The organism is Streptomyces sp. KL109B (assembly GCF_030766935.1).
GTDB lineage: Bacteria > Actinomycetota > Actinomycetes > Streptomycetales > Streptomycetaceae > Streptomyces.
In genome coordinates this window covers 1,108,790-1,123,867 of the sequence record NZ_JASERL010000001.1, presented here as the reverse complement: position 1 = coordinate 1,123,867, position 15,078 = coordinate 1,108,790, and the positions used below count along the sequence as shown (strand labels likewise).

Sequence of the window (15,078 nt, the reverse complement as noted above, 5' to 3'; positions counted from 1 at the left end):
CTCCGGCGGAGTACCGCAACCGATCACGGCACCCCGCCGGCAGGCATCAGTAGCCGCGCCGCGTAACGAACTCCGCCAACGACAACAACCCACCCGCCGCCTCCGGCACCGGCACCGCCTGCGACAGCCGGTCCACCGCACGCGACATGTGGTCCGCGGCCTGCGCCTGCGCCCAGTCCCGGCCACCGGCCCGCTCCACGGCCAGCGCGATCTCCTCCAGTTCCGCCACTCCCTCCTTCCCCTTCCCCGGGTCCGGCGGCCCGTACAACGCCGCCAACTCCTCCGCCGCCACCCCGCCGGAGGCAAGCGCCGCGACCACGGGCAGGGACTTCTTCCGTACGGCGAGGTCCGCGCAGGCCGGCTTACCGGTGCGGACCGGGTCCCCCCAGATCCCGATCACGTCGTCGATCAGCTGGAACGCGAGCCCCGCACAGCGCCCGAACGCGTCGAGCGCCTCGACCTCCTCCGCACCGGCCCCCGCGTACAACCCGCCCACCGCGCAAGCGCAACCGAGCAACGCCCCGGTCTTCGCCTCCGCCATGGCCAGCGTCTCCGGCAGACTCACATCCGCCGGATCCCGCCCCTCCAAAGCAACGTCCACGGCCTGCCCCTCGCACAACTCCACGACACACGCCGCGAGCCGGGACGCCGCGGCCGAGGCCGCCGGGTGCGGGTCGTCGGCGAACAGCCGCTGCGCCTGGGCCTGCATCGCGTCACCCGTGAGGATCGCGTCGGCGTCCCCGAACACCGTCCACGCGGTGGGCCGGTGCCTGCGGGTGGCGTCCCGGTCCATCACGTCGTCGTGCAGCAACGTGAAGTTGTGGGTCAGCTCCACCGCGGCAGCCGCCCTCACCGCCCGCTCGGGCCGCCCGCCGAGGGCCCGCGCCGCCGCGAGCACGAGGGCGGGCCGCACGGCCTTGCCCGCGTTCCCCGCGGCCGGTGTGCCGTCGGCGTGCTCCCAGCCGAAGTGGTAGAGGGCGACGCGGCGTATGGATCCGGGCAGGGCCTCGACGGCCCGCCGCAGTTCGGGGTCGACCGCGGCCCTGGCCTGCGCCAGGATCGCCGAGGCCTCCTGCGCTTCCTGCGCCTCGGGCCCCTCCGCCGTGTCCCGTATCTCCCCGCCCCGCGCCGCGGCCGCCTCGGCCGGCTCTGCTGCCACTCGCTGCTCCGTCGTCTGCGTCATGGACTCACCCCGGAGAGGGTGCGGACGGTGGCGGTTCCGCTGCTGGTGGGCGCGTACCTCCTCGGTCTACCCGCCCTGCCGGGCGGGGACACGGCGGGCCGGGCGCGGCTCGTCACCGCCACCGCCCGATCTCGACGTTCTCCAGGACCCCCAGCGCGTCGGGCACCAGGACCGCCGCCGAGTAGTACGTCGACACCAGGTACGAGATGATCGCCTGCTCGCTGATGCCCATGAACCGCACGGACAGGCTCGGCTCGATCTCGTCCGGGATTCCGGACTGCCGGAGGCCGATGACGCCTTGTTCCTCCTCTCCCGTACGCATGCAGATGATGGATGTGGTGCGCTTGTCGGAGACCGGGATCTTGTTGCACGGGTAGATCGGCACCCCGCGCCAGGTCGGGATGCGGTTCCCTGCCACGTCGATGGACTCGGGGACCAGGCCGCGCTTGTTGAGCTCGCGGCCGAACGCGGCGATCGCCTTCGGGTGCGCGAGGAACAGCTTGGAGCCGCGCCGCCTGCTGAGCAGCTCGTCCATGTCGTCGGGGCTCGGCGCGCCGTCGTGCGGCTGCAGGCGCTGCTCGTACTCGCAGTTGCTGAGCAGGCCGAACTCCCGGTTGTTGATGAGTTCGTGCTCCTGGCGCTCCTTCAACGCCTCTACGGTGAGCCGGAGTTGGTGCTCCGTCTGGTTCATGGGCTGGTTGTAGAGGTCGGCCACGCGCGTGTGGATGCGCAGCACGGTCTGGGCGACGCTCAGTTCGTACTCGCGCGGCGCGGACTCGTAGTCGACGAACGTGCCGGGCAGGACCGCTTCCCCGACGTGACCGGCCGAGAGGTCGATCTCCTTCTCGCCGTACTTGTTGGACCGCTGCGCGGGAATCGAGCGCAGCCGCTGGAGGTGGTCGCGCAGCGACTGGGCACGCTCGGCGACCTGCTCGAAGTCGCTGCGCGGCAGCGTGAGCACGGTGCACGCGGTGGCCGCTCGCGCCGTGTACTCCCAGACGGTCTCCGGGTCGATCAGCGCCTGTTCCCCGAAGTGCGCCCCGTCAGCGAGGACTCCGAGCACGGCGTCGTCCCCGTACGGGCCCGCGCCGACCTTCTCCACGCGGCCGTGCGCGATCAGGAAGACCTCGTCGGCCGGACCGCCGGACGAGGCGAGCAGTTCGCCGGCCGCGAACTCCCGCTGGGTGCAGCGCTGGGCCAGCTCGGCGAGGACCTGCTCGTCCCCGAAGTCCCGCAGTACGGGCAGCTCCCCCAGCTCGGCCGGGATGACCCGGACATCGTCGCCCGTCTTCACGAACGTGATGCGCCCGTCGCCGACCGAGTAGCTCAGCCGCCGGTTGACCCGGTACGTGCCGCCCTGCACATCCACCCAGGGCAGCGTCCGCAGCAGCCAGCGGGAGCTGATCTCCTGCATTTGCGGTGCGGACTTGGTGGTCGTGGCCAGGTTCCGCGCCGCGGACGTTCCCAGACTCTTCTGCGGTCCGGGGGCCGTCTGCTCGCGGACCTCTTCGCCTACCGACATGTGCTGTGACCTCCCGATCATGAACTGACCTGCGCGGACAAGCCTTCAGCACGCAGCGCGATCGCACCATTACACAAATGGGCGGGAATGGACGGCGGTTGTACGGGGCATGGGTGGGCACTCTTCGCGCCCGCCCGGCCCCCGTTTCGCCGACGGCCGGAACTCGAAGATCCCGGTGCGCGTTGGTCAGGAAACGGTAAAGACGAGAAGGGTGATCACCATGGCGGGCTTCCTCGACCGGGCCAAGGAGCAGGCGCAGCGCGGCCTGACGCAGGGCAAGCAGAAGATGGACGAGATGCAGGCGCAGCGGGCGGGCGGCGATCTGCTCAAGCAACTGGGCGCCGCCTACTACGCGGAGCGCAGGGGCAGCGGCAGCCCGGAGGCCACGCAGCAGGCGCTGCAGGCCCTCGAATCGCACATCGCGGTGAACGGGGACGGCTTCCTGCGCGGTTGAGCGGTCCGGCCGCCGACGCCGCCGACGCGAACCTTGTGCACGTTATGCGAACGGCCGGTCGCTGAACGGCAGTTCCGGGTAAAAGCGAAGCCTACGAGACGGTGCGCAGTCGGCGACCGTCGCTCCCTCGAAGGAGGCGGCCGTGGCCCCACCCATGTCCGCAAGCAGCTTCATCGACGCTCTCAAGGACGAGGGTCTGACAGTGGTGGAAGTCGGCGACTGGCGGCATCACAACCGCAACCACATCGGCGACTGGGGCCCGGTGAACGGCGTGATGATCCACCACACGGCGACATCGGGCAGCGCGAGCACGGTCCGGATCTGCCGCGAGGGTCACGCGAACCTGCCGGGCCCGCTGTGTCACGGCGTCATCACCAAGGACGGCCATGTCCACCTGGTCGGCTACGGCCGGGCGAACCACGCTGGCCTCGGCGACGACGACGTGCTGCGCGCGGTGATCGCCGAGAAGCGGCTGCCGCACGACAACGAGGCGAACACCGACGGCAACAGCCGCTTCTACGGCTTCGAGTGCGAGAACCTCGGCGACGGGGACGACCCGTGGCCCGCCGCCCAGTTGGAGGCCATCGAGAAGGCTGCCGCGGCGATCTGCCGCCACCACGGCTGGACGGAGCGCTCGGTCATCGGCCACCTGGAGTGGCAGCCGGGGAAGGTCGACCCCAAGGGGTTCACGATGGGGTCGATGCGCAAGCGCATCGGGGACCGGCTCAAGTAGTCGGCCCTCTTGTGTCGGCCTTGCGCCGGCCGCTTCGCGAGGGCGAGCACCCGGCCAGGTGTCCGACAATGGCCGGGTGCACCGCTCCACCAGCGCCGATCTGCGCCCCCGTCTCCCGTCGCCCCTCATGGAGGCCGACGACGAGCGCTTCGCGCGCCACGGCGTGCGCCTGCTGCTCAAGCGGGACGACCTGATCCACCCGGATCTGATCGGCAACAAGTGGCGCAAGCTCGCCCCCAACCTGAAAGCGGCAGGGGGCCGCGCGATCGTCACCTTCGGGGGCGCCTACTCGAACCATCTGCGGGCCACGGCCGCGGCGGGCCGCCTCCTGGGCGTCCCCACCATCGGCGTCGTCCGCGGCGACGAACTCGCCGACCGGCCGCTGAACCCGTCCCTGGCGCGCTGCGCGGCCGACGGGATGCGCCTGCGCTTCGTCGACCGGTCGACGTACCGGCGCAAGACCGATCCGGACGTGCTGGCCGCCCTCCTCGACACGGCCGACGCCACCGACGCGTACGTGGTCCCCGAGGGCGGCAGCAACTCCCTTGCCGTCCAGGGCTGTACGGACCTGGGCCGGGAGCTGCGCGGTCACGCGGACGTCGTCGCGCTGGCCTGCGGCACGGGCGGCACGCTCGCGGGCCTCGCCGCGGGCCTGGCGCCCGAGCAGCGCGCCCTGGGGATCGCGGTCCTCAAGGGCGGGTTCCTCCCGGCCGACATCCGCGCCCTCCAGGAGGAAGCGTTCGGCGGACCGCGCGGCGCCTGGCACGTGGCGGACGGTTTCCACTTCGGCGGCTACGCGCGCGTGCCTGCCGAACTCGCCGCGTTCGCCGAGGACTTCGAGGCCCGCCACGGCGTGCCGGTCGAGCGTCTCTACGTAGCGAAGGCGCTGTACGCGCTCGTCGCTCTCACCCAGGAGGGCGCCTTCCCGCGCGGCACCACCCTCGCGGCCGTCGTCACGGGCGCGCCCTTCGACGACGCTCAGCCGTCGGCCTCCCGGTAGGCGGCGGCCTCCTCCAGGTCCAGCTTGCGCAGCAGCGTCCGCATCATCTCGTCGTCGATCCGCCGCTCGTCCCGCATCCGTACGAAGACCTCGCGCTCGGCCGCGATCGCCTCCCGCGCGAGCCGCCGGTACGTGTCGTCGGCGGACTCCCCGGTCACCGGGTTGGCCTGACCGAGGCGCTCCCACACGGAGTTGCGGCGGCGTTCCAGAACGGTGCGCAGACGGTCCTGGAGCGGCGTCGGCAGGCAGTTGCGCTCGTCCCGCATCAACTCCTCCACCCGCTCCTCCGCGGCCACGGAGGCGGCGTTCTGCGCCTGCGCCTCGGCGAGCGTCTCGGCCTGCGCGTCCCGGCCCGGCAGCTTCAGCCACTTGATCAGCGGCGGCAGCGTGAGTCCCTGGACGACGAGCGTCCCGATGACTGTCGTGAAGGTCAGGAAGAGCACCAGGTTGCGCGAGGGGAACGGCTCCCCGCTCTCCGTGTGCAGCGGGATGGAGAACGCGATGGCCAGCGACACCACGCCCCGCATGCCGGCCCAGCTGACGATCAGCGGCCGCTTCCAGTCGGTGTCGCTCTCGCGCGCGCGGATGCGCGGCGACATGCACCACGGCAGGTAGGTGGCGGGGTACGACCACACGAAGCGGATCACGACCACGAAGACGAACACTCCGACCGCGTACCAGACGGCCTGCGCCACGCTGTACTCGCCGAGGCCTTCGAGGACGAAGCGCAGTTGGAGGCCGATGAGCGCGAAGACCGCGGACTCCAGGATGAACGCCACGACCTTCCACACCGCGGCCTCCTGGAGCCGCGTATCGAAGTCGACCTGCCAGGAACGGTGCCCCAGGTAGAGCGCCACCGTCACGACGGCGAGCACTCCGGAGGCGCCCACCTGCTCCGCGACCGCGTAGGCGACGAAGGGGATGAGCAGGGAGAGCGTGTTCTGCAGCAGCGCTTCCTTGAGGTGCGTGCGCAACCAGTGCAGCGGCACCATCAGGAGCAGCCCCACGCCGACCCCGCCGACGGCCGCCACCAGGAACTCCTTGATCCCGCCCGCCCAGCTGGCGCCCTCGCCCACGGCGGCGGCGAGCGCCACCTTGTAGGCGGTGATCGCGGTGGCGTCGTTCACGAGGGACTCGCCCTGGAGGATCGTGGTGATCCGCGAGGGCAGCCCCACCCGCCGGGCGATCGCGGTGGCGGCCACCGCGTCGGGCGGCGCGATCACCGCGCCCAGGACGAGCGCCGCGGTCAGCGGCAGGTCCGGGATCAGCTCGTACGCGAGCCAGCCCACGGCGAGCGTCGCGAACAGGACGTACCCCACGGAGAGCAGCGCGACGGGCCTGATGTTCGCCCGCAGGTCGAGGTAGGAGCTCTCCAGGGCGGCGGTGTGCAGCAGTGGCGGCAGGATCAGCGGCAGCACGATGTGCGGGTCGAGCATGTACTGCGGAACCCACGGCACGTAGGACGCCACGAGTCCGATCGCGACCAGCAGGAGCGGGGCCGGCACGGGCGTCCTGCGCGCCGCTCCCGCCACGGCCGCGCTCACGGCGATCAGACCCACCAAGGGCAATACGTCCATGACCCGCCTTTCGTCACCCTGCTCCGCGCCACCCGTCGTAACCTGGCCATCATGAACGAGTGCTCGCACGTCGCCGCGCTGCCGCACCCCGAGCCCGCACCTCTGAGCGAGACCTGCCTGGAGTGTCTGGCCGTCGGCAGTCACCCTGTGCAACTACGGCTGTGTCTGGACTGCGGCCACGTCGGATGCTGCGACTCGTCGCCGTACCGGCACGCGACGGCGCACCACGCCGAGACCGGCCATCCGGTCATGCGCACCTTCGAGCCTGGTGAGAGCTGGCGTTGGTGCTTTGTCGACGCGATTCTCGTCTGACGCGGCCGATCCCGGACCCCGCTTGGGTTCGATCCACTTGTGCCTGGGTACGTCAACCCGGCGCCCGCTCTTTCCAATTGGGCCCGCACACCCTCTAGCCACTGTCCGTACCCGTAGGCTTACTATGAGTGACAGCAATGGGCCGGGGGTCCCCGGGACAGGAAAGTCGGGCGCGCGGTAGCGTCACCGCAGATATAAGTGGCGCATCACCCGGGGGACGACGCCTCCGGAGCCCGAAAGTGCTTGTACCACCTTGGAGGTGAGGGTGTCCCAGATCGCAGGCGACCCCGGAAATCAGGACTTCGTGGAAGTCCGACTCCCGGCTGCGGGTGCCTACCTGTCGGTGCTGCGTACGGCGACGGCCGGCCTCGCGGCGCGTTTGGACTTCACCCTCGACGAGATCGAGGACCTTCGCATCGCTGTCGACGAGGCGTGCGCGATCCTGCTCCAGCAGGCCGTCGCGGGCTCCGTGCTCAGCTGCGTGTTCCGTCTTGTCGACGACTCCTTGGAGGTGACGGTCTCCGCGCCCACGACCGACGGCAGGGCGCCGGAGCGCGACACCTTCGCGTGGACGGTGCTCTCGGCCCTCGCGGGCCAGGTCGACTCCGCGGTGGCCGAGGACAAGACCGTCTCCATCAGCCTCTACAAGAAGCGCGGCGCGGGCCCCGGCCCGACGTGAGGAACGGGGACGGTCCGGTGCGGGACGACAAGCGCGGCACCCGGGATCTCCCGGCCGAGGGCACTGGCGGGATGCGACGGCCGACCACCGGCATCCCCGAGCAGCAGGCCCGGCAGCACCCGGAGTCCGTCGAGGACACTGCGGATGCTGCGGACACGGCGGCCCCGGCGGCCGACGCGGCACAGCAGGCAGCGCCGACCTCGGGGGCCGTACTTCGCGGGGGCTCAGGGGGATCGGACGCGCGACGGGCGGGATTGATGAGCGACCACGAGCGACACGGTGAGCAGCACGGCCGGCACGATCCGACGGACCGCAGCGGCGCGCGGGCGATGTTCATCGAGCTGCGCACGCTGAAGGACGGCAGCCCGGAGTACGCGGACCTGCGCAATCAGCTCGTCCGCATGCACCTGCCGCTCGTCGAGCATCTGGCCCGCCGCTTCCGCAACCGCGGCGAGCCCCTCGACGACCTGACGCAGGTCGCGACGATCGGCCTGATCAAGTCGGTCGACCGCTTCGACCCGGAGCGCGGCGTGGAGTTCTCCACGTACGCGACGCCGACGGTCGTCGGTGAGATCAAGCGGCACTTCCGCGACAAGGGCTGGGCCGTGCGCGTGCCGCGCCGCCTCCAGGAGCTGCGTCTGGCCCTGACCTCGGCGACGGCGGAGCTGTCCCAGCTGCACGGCCGCTCCCCCACGGTGCACGAGCTGGCCGAGAAGCTGGCCATCTCCGAGGAGGAGGTCCTGGAGGGCCTGGAGTCGGCCAACGCGTACTCCACGCTGTCCCTGGACGTCCCGGACACGGACGACGAGTCCCCGGCGGTCGCGGACACGCTGGGCGCGGAGGACGAGGCGCTCGAGGGCGTCGAGTACCGCGAGTCCCTCAAGCCGCTCCTGGAGGACCTGCCGCCGCGCGAGAAGCGCATTCTGCTGCTGCGGTTCTTCGGGAACATGACGCAGTCGCAGATCGCGCAGGAGGTCGGCATCTCCCAGATGCACGTCTCCCGCCTGCTGGCCCGCACCCTGGCCCAGCTCCGGGACAAGCTGCTCGTCGAGGAGTGACCCCGGCTTCGAGGAGCGGGACTACTGGGAGGACGACCCCGGCGTACGGATGCCCAGCGCGCGCGTGGTCTCCCGGTTGACGAGCAGCACCAGTGAGGCGATCGACACGGCGGCGAGCGCGATGCCGGCGCCGATCGCCATGCTGTCGGCCTGCAGCAGCGTGTAGGCCACCGGCAGCGCCATGATCTGCGTGATGATCGCGGGGCCGCGGCTCCAGCTCTTGCGGGCGAGCAGTCCGCGCGCGGCGAACAGCGGCAGCAGCGCGAGCACGATGAGCGTGACGCCGCCGGTGACGGCCTGCTCCGGATTGTCGGGGTGCCCGGCGAGACCGGCGACCAGCATGTAGGCGCCGCCCACGACGAGCGCGAGTCCTTCGAGTCCGGCCAGCGCGGCCGCGGCGGTCAGCCGGCCGGGGCGGGGGCCGTCTTCGGCGTCGGAGGGCTCGGGGGCGGGGTTCTGCTCTGAGGTCACCTTTGCAGAGTAGCCGCCGTCCGCCGCCGCCCCGAAGGCCGGACCCCGCGCGGGATCCGTGCGCAGGATCTGTGTGGACTCCCGTCCGACGCCCACCTCGGCCTGGGCCGGATCAAGGCCGCTGGGTACGCTGCCTTGCATGCGTGCACTTCTCGTGGTCAATCCGGCGGCAACCACCACCAGCGCGCGCACGCGCGATGTCCTGATCCACGCGCTGGCGAGCGAGATGAAGCTCGAGGCCGTGACCACCGAGTATCGAGGCCACGCGCGCGACCTGGGCCGGCAGGCCGCCGAGAGCAAGGACATCGAGCTGGTCGTCGCCCTCGGCGGCGACGGCACGGTCAACGAGGTCGTGAACGGCCTGCTGCACCAGGGCCCCGACCTCGACCGCCTCCCCGGCCTCGCCGTCGTCCCCGGCGGTTCCACGAACGTCTTCGCGCGCGCCCTGGGCCTGCCGAACCACCCCGTGGAGGCCACTGGGCAGCTCCTGGACGCGCTGCGCGAGGGCCGTCGGCGCACGGTGGGCCTCGGCCTCGCCTCGGGCACCCCCGGCACGGAGGACGAGGGCGTGCCGTCGCGCTGGTTCACCTTCGCCTCGGGCCTCGGCTTCGACGCGGGCGTGGTCGGCCGGGTGGAGCAGCAGCGGGAGCGCGGCAAGCGTTCGACCCATGCCCTGTACGTGCGACAAGTGGTGCGCCAGTTCCTCGGCGAGGCCGACCGCCGGCACGGCACGATCACGCTCGAACGGCCGGGCGAGGATCCGGTCACGGATCTCGTCGTCTCCATAGTCAGCAACACGTCTCCGTGGTCCTTCCTGGGCAACCGGCCGCTGTATCCGACGCCCCAGGCGTCCTTCGACACCGGCCTTGACGTGCTGGGACTCAAGAAACTCTCGACTCCCGCGGTGGCCCGCTACGGCACCCAGCTGCTGGCCTCGACCCCCGAACGCGGCCCGCACGGAAAGAACGCGGTCACGCTCCACGACCTGACCGACTTCACCTTGCATTCGAAGGCGCCTCTGCCCCTTCAGATGGACGGTGACCACCTGGGGCTGCGGACCAGCGTGACGTTCACAGGCGTACGCCGTGCACTGCGTGTGATTGTGTGAGTGGAAGGGACTAAAGTCCTTCATCTCGAACGTTTGGGCTGGCATCCACCCCATGGAAGTACGGCTGTGACCTAGCCGACACCGAGGAATCAAAAAAAACTTTCCAGAAGGGGTTGTATCCGCCGCCGAGGTTTGCGAATCTCTACTTGGCGCTCAGGACGGCCCGCAACACCGGCCCCACAGAGAGCCCGAATCCCCTCCTCAAAGCAACGGACACCCGTCGCAGATGTGACGTTCGTCCGGTTCATTTGTTGAGGCTTTCGTGAAAGCGTTCACATTCACAAGCAACCTGCACAGTCATACCAAGGAGAGGTAGCAGCCATGGACTGGCGTCACAACGCCGTTTGCCGCGAGGAAGACCCCGAGCTGTTCTTCCCCATCGGCAACACCGGTCCCGCGCTGCTGCAGATCGAGGAAGCCAAGGCCGTCTGCCGCCGCTGCCCCGTCATGGAGCAGTGCCTGCAGTGGGCGCTCGAGTCCGGCCAGGACTCCGGCGTCTGGGGTGGCCTCAGCGAGGACGAGCGCCGCGCGATGAAGCGCCGCGCCGCTCGCAACCGGGCCCGTCAGGCCTCCGCCTGATCCCGCACCCCGTACGAGCCTGAGCACGGCGGCGCGTACATCGAGTACGCATCTCCCGCCCCCGAGCCGCAGCGCGCAGTACCCCCCGATGCTCTCCCAGGCTCAGCCCGGGATTTGACCCGAGCAACGCGAGCAGTGAGCCCCGGACCGTTCCGACGGTCCGGGGCTCACTGCTGTGCGCAGGCGGGGCGGGCAGCGGCTATTTGCTGTTGCGTACGGGGATGTCGAGGATGACCTGGGTGCCGCGCTCCGGTGCGGGGACCATGTCGAACGTTCCGCTCAACTCGCCCTCCACCAAGGTGCGTACGATCTGCAGGCCCAGGTTCCCGGCGCTCTTCGGGTCGAAGTTCTCGGGCAGGCCGACGCCGTCGTCCTGAATGGTGATCAGGAGGCGGGCCTCCTTGCTGGTGCCGCCGCGCACGGCCGAGACCTCGACGGTGCCGGTGTCGCCCTGGCGGTAGCCGTGCTCAAGTGCGTTCTGCAGCACCTCGGTGAGCACCATGGAGAGCGGGGTGGCCACCTCGGCGTCCAGGATGCCGAAGCGGCCGGTGCGCCGGCCCACCACCTGGCCCGGTGAGATCTCCGCCACCATGGCGAGGACGCGGTCGGCGATCTCGTCGAACTCCACGCGCTCGTCCAGGTTCTGGGAGAGCGTCTCGTGCACGATCGCGATGGAGCCCACGCGGCGGACCGCCTCCTCCAGGGCCTCGCGGCCGCCGTCGGAGCCGATACGGCGGGCCTGGAGGCGGAGCAGGGCGGCGACCGTCTGGAGGTTGTTCTTCACCCGGTGGTGGATCTCCCGGATGGTCGCGTCCTTTGTGATCAACTCGCGTTCGCGGCGGCGCAGTTCGGTGACGTCGCGCAGCAGGACGAGCGAGCCGATGCGGGCACCCTTGGGCTTGAGCGGGATCGCGCGGAGCTGAATCGATCCCTCCTCGCCCTCGATCTCGAACTCGCGCGGCGCCCAGCCGCTGGCCACCTTGGCGAGCGCCTCGTCCACCGGGCCGCGGGACGGGGCGAGTTCGGCCGTCGTCGTGCCGAGGTGGTGGCCGACCAGGTCGGCCTGGAAGCCCAACCGGTGGTAAGCGGACAGGGCGTTGGGCGAGGCGTACTGGACGACGCCGTCCGCGTCGAGCCTGATCAGGCCGTCGCCCGCGCGCGGGGAGGCGTCCATGTCGACCTGCTGGTCGGGGAACGGGAACGTACCGGCCGCGATCATCTGCGCGAGGTCGGAGGCCGACTGGAGGTAGGTCAGCTCAAGGCGGGAGGGCGTGCGGACGGTCAGCAGGTTCGTGTTCCGCGCGATGACGCCGAGGACCCGGCCCTCCCTGCGTACGGGGATGGACTCCACCCGCACCGGGACCTCCTCGCGCCATTCGGGGTCGCCCTCGCGCACGATGCGGCCCTCGTCGAGCGCGACGTCCAGCATGGGGCGGCGGCCGCGCGGGACGAGGTGGCCGACCATGTCGTCCTGGTAGGACGTGGGTCCTGTGTTGGGCCGCATCTGGGCCACGGAGACGTATCGCGTGCCGTCGTGGGTGGGGACCCACAGGACGAGGTCGGCGAAGGAGAGGTCGGAGAGCAACTGCCACTCCGAGACCAGCAGATGGAGCCACTCGAGGTCGGAGTCACCGAGGGCGGTGTGCTGGCGGACGAGATCGTTCATGGAGGGCACGAGGCCGAGCTTAACCGGCGGGGCGCAGGGGTTCGAAAAGGTCCGGGCCCGAGGATCTCCGGGGGCGAGGGGCGCCGGGCCCGGAAAGACCGACGGGCCGCGGCGCCGGGGGTCGGGACCCTCAACCCTTCCCCAAGCACCGCAGCCCTTCAGGTGCACCGGCTTCCAGGTGTGCGGTCCCGGCTGCCGATCGAGGATCCGACGCGGTCAGGGCAGAGAGCGTCGGTTCCTCTGTCCGTCCTCCTGTGCGGGGAGGGCGGAAGCCTCAGTTACGCATTGTGGACTAGACCATTCTGGTATGTCCATGCGTGTGCGGAGGTTTGTTGTTGTGGGTTTCTCCCAGTCGTGGGGTTCTCCCATTTCAACGTACGCACCCCTGCACGAGTGCCGGGTCCGGTCGGTTCATTTGCGGGTCAGCGGGTTTCCGTGACCTTGGCGAGGGCGCGGGGGGCGTCGGGGTCCTGGCCGCGGGCGATCGTCACCTCGTACGCGAGGAGCTGGAGCGGGAGGATTTCGAGGACCGGCTGGACCTCCTCGGCAACCCCCTCGGTGGGGAGCACGAAGCCGGCGGAGGCGCGGGCCACCTGGGCCTCCGGGCCGATCACCATCAGGTCGGCGCCCCGGCCGCGGAGCCGGTCGAGGACGGGTTGCAGGGCGTCGCCGCCGCGGCCGTCGGTGACCACGGCGATCACCGGGGAGATGTTGTCGACCATGGCGAGCGGGCCGTGCAGCAGGTCGGCGCCGGAGTAGGAGAGGGCGGGGATGTAGCTGGTCTCCATCAGCTTGAGGGCGGCTTCCTTGGCGGTCGGGTAGCCGTAGCCGCGCGAGGTGATCACCATGCGCTCGGCGAAGCGGTAGCGGGCGGCCAGGGCGCGGACCTCGTCCTGGCGGGCGAGGATCTCGGTGGCGTGCTCCGGCAGTGGGGCCGCGGCTGATCCGTCGCCGCCGCGCAGGCCTTCCACGAAGAGGTACAGGGCGAGCAGGGAGGCGGTGTACGTCTTCGTCGCGGGCAGCGCCTTTTCCGGACCGGCCATGATGTCGATGTGGTGCTCGGAGACGGCGGCCAGCGGGGAGTCCGGGTTGTTGGTCACGGCGAGGGTGATCGCGCCGGCCTCGCGGGCGGCCTTCGTGGAGGCGACGAGGTCGGGCGAGCCGCCGGACTGGCTGACCGTGATCACGAGGACGTCGCGCAGGTCGGGGCGGGCGCCGTAGGCCGTGGTGGTGGACATCGAGGCGAGGCCGCAGGGCAGGCCCAGCTGGATCTCCAGGAGGTACTTGGCGTAGAGCGCGGCGTTGTCGGAGGTGCCGCGGGCGGTGAGCAGGACGAAGCGGGGGGCGCGGGCGGCGACCTGGCGGGCGACGTCCTGGATGCGCGGGGCGCCGGTGGCGAGGAGGCGGCGCAGCACGTCGGGCTGCTCGCGCATCTCCCGCGTCATGATCCGGCCGGGGCGCTCCGGGGCGGGCTCGGGGGTGGGAGCGGGGGCGGTCATGCGGGCACCTCCGGTGGGTCGGCGGGGGGCGGGTGGGCGTCGGGTTCCGGCGGGCTGCGGTCACCTTCCACTGTGGCCGTACGGGGCCGGTGGCGCCCGCCGGGTCGACCGCCGGGCCCTTCTGACGTGCCGAGAACCGGTGCAGCGATGAGCATGTACAGGAGCGGTCCCGAAGGGCCTGCCCGATGGGGTCCCGCTTTGCTAGATTGGTCTAAACCACACGCCAGTCCCCATGTCTCTCCTGACACCCCTCTGACCAGAACGGCAGGCCCAGCGTGGAAGTTGTGATCGTTCCGGACGCCAAGGCAGGCGGCGAGCTGATCGCCGAGGCGATGGCCCAACTGCTGCGGCGCAAGCCCGACGCGCTGCTCGGCGTCGCCACCGGCTCGACTCCGCTGCCCATCTACGAGGCGTTGGCGGCCCAGGTGGGCGCCGGTGCGGTCGACGCGTCGAAGGCGCGGATCGCCCAGCTCGACGAGTACGTGGGGCTGCCGACCGGGCACCCGGAGTCGTACCGGGCGACGGTGTTGCGGCAGGTCGTGGAGCCGCTCGGGCTGAGCGAGGCGTCGTTCATGGGCCCGGACGGCAGCGCGGCGGACGTGCAGGCGGCGTGCGAGGCGTACGACAAGGCGCTGGCGGACGCCGGGGGCGTGGATCTGCAGCTGCTGGGGATCGGGACGGACGGGCACATCGGGTTCAACGAGCCGTGTTCGTCGATCGCGTCCAGGACCCGGATCAAGACGCTGACCGAGCAGACGATCACGGACAACGCGAGGTTCTTCGACGGGGACCTGAGCCAGGTGCCGCGGCACGTCATCACGCAGGGCATCGGGACGATCCTGGAGGCGCGGCACCTGGTGCTGCTTGCCACGGGTGAGGGCAAGGCGGATGCGGTGGCGGCGACCGTCGAGGGGCCTGTGGCCTCTGTGGTGCCGGCGTCGGCGTTGCAGTTGCATCCGCACGCGACCGTGGTGGTGGACGAGGCGGCGGCGTCGAAGCTGAAGCTCGCGGACTACTTCCGTCACACGTACGTGAACAAGCCGAAGTGGCAGGGCCTGTAGGCCAGTTCCGCTCACCCGTGGTCGCGGTCCCGGGGCTCTGCCCCGGACCCCGCGCCTCAATCGCCGGCGAGGCTAGAAAAGATCGGGGCTCTGCCCCGGACCCCGCGCCTCAAACGCCGGCGAGGCTGGAAAAGCCGGGGCTCAATCGCCGCAGGGGCTTGATTTACCGGCCTCTA

The 15,078-nt window shown here is 70.9% G+C and carries 15 protein-coding genes; 9 read left to right on the top strand and 6 right to left on the bottom strand.

The annotated features are described in order from the left end of the window. Positions 1 to 46: 46 nt before the first annotated feature. A complete protein-coding gene (locus RBJ65_RS05315; RefSeq protein ID WP_306323437.1) occupies positions 47 to 1,183 on the bottom strand; it encodes a family 2 encapsulin nanocompartment cargo protein polyprenyl transferase in 1,137 nt (378 codons plus the stop codon). Positions 1,184 to 1,295: 112 nt separating this feature from the next. Beyond that, positions 1,296 to 2,705 (bottom strand): family 2B encapsulin nanocompartment shell protein, encoded by a 1,410-nt coding sequence (locus tag RBJ65_RS05310; protein ID WP_306323436.1) that lies wholly within the window; start codon positions 2,703 to 2,705, stop codon positions 1,296 to 1,298. A 220-nt stretch (positions 2,706 to 2,925) separates the two neighbouring features. Between RBJ65_RS05310 and RBJ65_RS05305 the strand changes: the two genes are divergently transcribed. The 3 genes from RBJ65_RS05305 (at position 2,926) to RBJ65_RS05295 (ending at position 4,892) form a co-directional block, all read left to right on the top strand. Beyond that, positions 2,926 to 3,159 (top strand): hypothetical protein, encoded by a 234-nt coding sequence (locus RBJ65_RS05305; protein WP_306323435.1) that lies wholly within the window; start codon positions 2,926 to 2,928, stop codon positions 3,157 to 3,159. A gap of 142 nt (positions 3,160 to 3,301) precedes the next feature. Then, positions 3,302 to 3,892 (top strand): N-acetylmuramoyl-L-alanine amidase, encoded by a 591-nt coding sequence (locus tag RBJ65_RS05300; RefSeq protein WP_306323434.1) that lies wholly within the window; start codon positions 3,302 to 3,304, stop codon positions 3,890 to 3,892. 127 nt (positions 3,893 to 4,019) lie between these two features. Continuing rightward, on the top strand, positions 4,020 to 4,892 hold the full coding sequence (locus RBJ65_RS05295; protein WP_306323461.1) for a 1-aminocyclopropane-1-carboxylate deaminase/D-cysteine desulfhydrase: 873 nt from the start codon (positions 4,020 to 4,022) through the stop codon (positions 4,890 to 4,892). Here the strand turns inward: RBJ65_RS05295 and RBJ65_RS05290 are convergent. After that, positions 4,871 to 6,469: a Na+/H+ antiporter gene (locus RBJ65_RS05290; protein ID WP_306323433.1), complete on the bottom strand. Its 1,599-nt coding sequence runs from the start codon at positions 6,467 to 6,469 to the stop codon at positions 4,871 to 4,873. The two genes, RBJ65_RS05295 and RBJ65_RS05290, sit on opposite strands and share 22 nt — an antisense overlap. A 51-nt stretch (positions 6,470 to 6,520) precedes the next feature. Here RBJ65_RS05290 and RBJ65_RS05285 point away from each other — a divergent pair, with 51 nt between their 5' ends. The 3 genes from RBJ65_RS05285 to RBJ65_RS05275 all read left to right on the top strand — a co-directional run bounded on the left by RBJ65_RS05285 (position 6,521) and on the right by RBJ65_RS05275 (position 8,518). Next, a complete protein-coding gene (locus RBJ65_RS05285) occupies positions 6,521 to 6,781 on the top strand; it encodes a UBP-type zinc finger domain-containing protein (protein ID WP_306323432.1) in 261 nt (86 codons plus the stop codon). Positions 6,782 to 7,046: 265 nt separating this feature from the next. Then, positions 7,047 to 7,460, top strand: a complete 414-nt coding sequence (locus RBJ65_RS05280; protein WP_306323431.1) for an anti-sigma regulatory factor — start codon at positions 7,047 to 7,049, stop codon at positions 7,458 to 7,460. Further along, positions 7,457 to 8,518 (top strand): RNA polymerase sigma factor SigF, encoded by a 1,062-nt coding sequence (locus RBJ65_RS05275; protein ID WP_306323430.1) that lies wholly within the window; start codon positions 7,457 to 7,459, stop codon positions 8,516 to 8,518. Before RBJ65_RS05280 ends, RBJ65_RS05275 begins: the two co-directional genes overlap by 4 nt. A 21-nt stretch (positions 8,519 to 8,539) precedes the next feature. On the opposite strand, the gene RBJ65_RS05270 is transcribed toward RBJ65_RS05275, so the two are convergent. Further along, entirely contained in the window at positions 8,540 to 8,989 is a 450-nt protein-coding gene (locus tag RBJ65_RS05270) for a hypothetical protein (RefSeq protein WP_306323460.1), read from the bottom strand. Positions 8,990 to 9,128: 139 nt separating this feature from the next. On the opposite strand from RBJ65_RS05270, the gene RBJ65_RS05265 reads away from it, so the two are divergent. Both RBJ65_RS05265 and RBJ65_RS05260 read left to right on the top strand, forming a co-directional pair. Continuing rightward, positions 9,129 to 10,097: a diacylglycerol kinase family protein gene (locus RBJ65_RS05265; protein WP_306323429.1), complete on the top strand. Its 969-nt coding sequence runs from the start codon at positions 9,129 to 9,131 to the stop codon at positions 10,095 to 10,097. Between the two features lie 321 nt (positions 10,098 to 10,418). Then, entirely contained in the window at positions 10,419 to 10,676 is a 258-nt protein-coding gene (locus RBJ65_RS05260) for a WhiB family transcriptional regulator (RefSeq protein WP_016639615.1), read from the top strand. A gap of 199 nt (positions 10,677 to 10,875) precedes the next feature. Here RBJ65_RS05260 and RBJ65_RS05255 read toward each other — a convergent pair whose 3' ends face one another. Together RBJ65_RS05255 and RBJ65_RS05250 are read right to left on the bottom strand one after the other, a co-directional pair. Next, complete coding sequence (locus RBJ65_RS05255; RefSeq protein ID WP_306323459.1) at positions 10,876 to 12,342, bottom strand: PAS domain-containing sensor histidine kinase; 1,467 nt, start codon at positions 12,340 to 12,342, stop codon at positions 10,876 to 10,878. 422 nt (positions 12,343 to 12,764) lie between these two features. After that, positions 12,765 to 13,841: an SIS domain-containing protein gene (locus tag RBJ65_RS05250; RefSeq protein ID WP_306323428.1), complete on the bottom strand. Its 1,077-nt coding sequence runs from the start codon at positions 13,839 to 13,841 to the stop codon at positions 12,765 to 12,767. Positions 13,842 to 14,116: 275 nt separating this feature from the next. Here RBJ65_RS05250 and nagB point away from each other — a divergent pair, with 275 nt between their 5' ends. Continuing rightward, positions 14,117 to 14,902 carry a glucosamine-6-phosphate deaminase gene (nagB, locus tag RBJ65_RS05245; protein WP_306323427.1) on the top strand — a complete coding sequence of 262 codons (786 nt, stop codon included), beginning with the start codon at positions 14,117 to 14,119 and terminating at the stop codon, positions 14,900 to 14,902. Positions 14,903 to 15,078 lie beyond the last annotated feature (176 nt).

Coding starts and splice junctions, on each gene's coding strand:
- RBJ65_RS05315 (WP_306323437.1), bottom strand. CDS start 1,183: ATGACGCAGACGACGGAGCAGCGAGTGGCAGCAGAGCCGGCCGAGGCG.
- RBJ65_RS05310 (WP_306323436.1), bottom strand. CDS start 2,705: ATGTCGGTAGGCGAAGAGGTCCGCGAGCAGACGGCCCCCGGACCGCAG.
- RBJ65_RS05305 (WP_306323435.1), top strand. CDS start 2,926: ATGGCGGGCTTCCTCGACCGGGCCAAGGAGCAGGCGCAGCGCGGCCTG.
- RBJ65_RS05295 (WP_306323461.1), top strand. CDS start 4,020: ATGGAGGCCGACGACGAGCGCTTCGCGCGCCACGGCGTGCGCCTGCTG.
- RBJ65_RS05290 (WP_306323433.1), bottom strand. CDS start 6,469: ATGGACGTATTGCCCTTGGTGGGTCTGATCGCCGTGAGCGCGGCCGTG.
- RBJ65_RS05285 (WP_306323432.1), top strand. CDS start 6,521: ATGAACGAGTGCTCGCACGTCGCCGCGCTGCCGCACCCCGAGCCCGCA.
- RBJ65_RS05265 (WP_306323429.1), top strand. CDS start 9,129: ATGCGTGCACTTCTCGTGGTCAATCCGGCGGCAACCACCACCAGCGCG.
- RBJ65_RS05260 (WP_016639615.1), top strand. CDS start 10,419: ATGGACTGGCGTCACAACGCCGTTTGCCGCGAGGAAGACCCCGAGCTG.
- RBJ65_RS05255 (WP_306323459.1), bottom strand. CDS start 12,342: ATGAACGATCTCGTCCGCCAGCACACCGCCCTCGGTGACTCCGACCTC.
- RBJ65_RS05250 (WP_306323428.1), bottom strand. CDS start 13,841: ATGACCGCCCCCGCTCCCACCCCCGAGCCCGCCCCGGAGCGCCCCGGC.